This is a genomic window from Candidatus Thiosymbion oneisti, from assembly GCF_004359955.1.
In the GTDB taxonomy this organism is placed as follows: domain Bacteria; phylum Pseudomonadota; class Gammaproteobacteria; order Chromatiales; family Chromatiaceae; genus Thiosymbion; species Thiosymbion oneisti.
The window spans coordinates 1-2,623 of sequence record NZ_SMSC01000072.1 but is presented as its reverse complement, the minus strand read 5'-3'; the positions used below and the strand labels follow the sequence as shown (position 1 = coordinate 2,623).

The 2,623-nt window shown below is 49.4% G+C and carries 2 protein-coding genes; both read right to left on the bottom strand.

The annotated features are described in order from the left end of the window. Positions 1–518 precede the first annotated feature (518 nt). On the bottom strand, positions 519–1,871 hold the full coding sequence (locus tag E1958_RS19375; RefSeq protein ID WP_133513331.1) for a B12-binding domain-containing radical SAM protein: 1,353 nt from the start codon (positions 1,869–1,871) through the stop codon (positions 519–521). Between the two features lie 463 nt (positions 1,872–2,334). Continuing rightward, on the bottom strand, positions 2,335–2,595 hold the full coding sequence (locus E1958_RS19370) for a cation diffusion facilitator family transporter (protein ID WP_133513330.1): 261 nt from the start codon (positions 2,593–2,595) through the stop codon (positions 2,335–2,337). Between the last annotated feature and the right edge of the window lie 28 nt (positions 2,596–2,623).

Sequence of the window (2,623 nt, the reverse complement as noted above, 5' to 3'; positions counted from 1 at the left end):
TTGGCAGCTTGGCCTCCTGCTCCTTGTGTTTCGAGGCCGGTCTCGGGTCATCCTATAATGGCTTACGGCTCACAACTTTGCTGTCCGCGTCTTCCGCCGCTTCGCTCAGCGGCTTTCCCGCAAATTGGTACTTACCTGAACCGGTCTCGTTCCCCACGCTTCGTTACCTCCACGTGACTGACCGCAGCTACATCCCTATCAGCAATTCACATGGCAACCTCCTTTCAGATTGCTAGACTAACCAGACTTCTCCTGGCGCACCAAAGACACAAAGAGATACAAGGATAAAAGGGGAACGACAGAAAGCGTCAGATTTTTAGCCTGAGATGAAAATTCATCGGATTACCAACGGCAAGAGAGCAGCATTCTTTGTGTCTTTGTGACTTGGTGTGAGAAAAATCGATGCGGTTCGCTGCACTCACCACATCCTACGCGGGTTTTCTTAAAAGTACGGGTATTTATCTGAAAGCATAAGGTTTCACCCGTGTGAGATATTTCCCAATTTATACGCAGATGTACTAGAGTTCCTCACCGGTAAAGTAGGAGGCATGGAAATGCCTATTCCTATAGGAAATATTGCCTTTCAGGGTCACTGCAAACGTCAGCGGGCTATGTGAATAGAGAAAGGCATACAATGCCCTTTTGAGCATGGCCGGCTTCGAGAAGAGCCTGCTGATGACCCGCTTCATGTTCTTGTTCAATTCCGCTCTATCCATGTTTTCCGTATCCACCATGGCCCGGTTGCCGATGTTGTAATAGCCCCAGTCTTTGGGAAAATCCCGGTAATTGAGGCGATCTTCCTCCAAGAGTCGTTTTTCGAGTTTGGTGCCGGGGAACGGCACCAGGAAGGAAATGGTTGGAATATCCACATGCGAGCTGTCGACATAATCATAGATTTTGTCGAATATTTCCCGGGTGTCCAAATCATTCCCGACAATAAAGGAACCGACCACTGCGATCCCGTGATCATGTATTTTTTGAATGAAATCATTCTTCTTCACGTATTTGACATTGACATTCTTGCTCATATTGTGGGCCAGAACATTCTCGTCGGGGGATTCGATCCCGAGAAAGAGCGCGATGCAGCCGGCCCTTTTGGTGTAGTACAATACCCCCTCATTGTCCGCCACATTGACGGAAGTCTGGGCGATCCAGTATTTCTTTATTTTCCTGTCAATCATTCCCTTACAGATCTCGATGAATCGCCCCACATGGACCTTGCTGTAGCCGACCAGGTTATCGTCCGCGAAGAAGATGAATTTCTGTTTTACAAGCGCCAGCTCATCGAGCACCGCCTCCACCGGCCGCATGCGGTATTTGAATCCGTTGAAGGCGGTCACCGAGCAAAACTCGCAATTCATGGGACAGCCCCGCGTCGTCAATACGGAAGCCCATTGATACCTGGCATCGAAGAGGTGATGGGAGGGCGTGACAATGGTATCCAGAGAGACAAGCTCCCCCTCGTCACGATAGATCTTTTTGAGGTTTCCATTCTCGAAGTCCTGGATTACCTGTGGCCAGATGTTATCGGCCTCCCCGGCAACCACCGCATCCGCATACTGCAGTGCCTCTTCGGTGGCCATGGATGGATGAATCCCGCCCAGGATGACCGGCACCTTATGTTTCCGATACAACCGAGCGATTTCATAGGCCCTGGGCGCCTGGGGCGTCATGACGGTGATGCCTACCAGATCACAGGGTTTAAAGGTCGCGTCCTCGAAACTTTCATCCATGATCTCGCAGGTCCAGTGATCCGGCGTCAAGGCCGCGATATATCCCAGGCTCAATGGGGAATAACGGGTTACGGAATAACTGGCAAACCCCTCGAATAGCTGTCTGGGATTGACAAGAATCAGTTTTCTATGGTTCATCTGAGTAACTCAACCTCCAACCTATTTGCGTAGGGTGGGCTGTGCCCACCATTCTCTGGCTCCCACGCTCCAGAGGGTGTAAAAGTATTCGCTTTTTCTGATGTTGATGGGATGAAATTTTCGCATTTCACGCTAAATTCTGCGCAAAGTGGGTATAGGAGCAAGATATGCTGCCTAATTTTGGGAAATTGTGTCCCCCTGTCCCTCCCACTCTGAAAATTCGGTAATACTTTCACAGTCTCTCCAGCGTGGGAGCAAATCCGGACGCTCTAGCGTCATGAAACATTGGCCGCTGGAGCGACCATAACTCCATTCCCACGCTGGAGCGTGGGAACAAACCGGATTCGTCGTTTTCTCTTTCGTATTCCGACCTACCACGGCAAGCGGCCAACCGCTAACTTAATGGCATTGGGCTATGCCCACCATTGGTTCTATCGGCATTTTATGGCGGGCACAGCCCACCCTACGGGAATGCGGTGCTTGGTTTTTGGGTAATACATGGCTCGCTTGTACATTGGTTTACTTCGATTGTGATATGAGATAAATTGTCGATATCACTCAATAGCTTCCTGTAATGTTCCACCGGTTGCGGAAAGTGTGTAACCAATGAAATGATTACGGCATAATCGTCAGGTCCGACTTTCCATAAATGCAGGTCAGAAATACGATTATCCGCATCCGACTCCATTTTTTCCTTGAGGATGGATCTTTTGTTTTCTTCCATACTTTCATCCACTCAACCACTATGCACT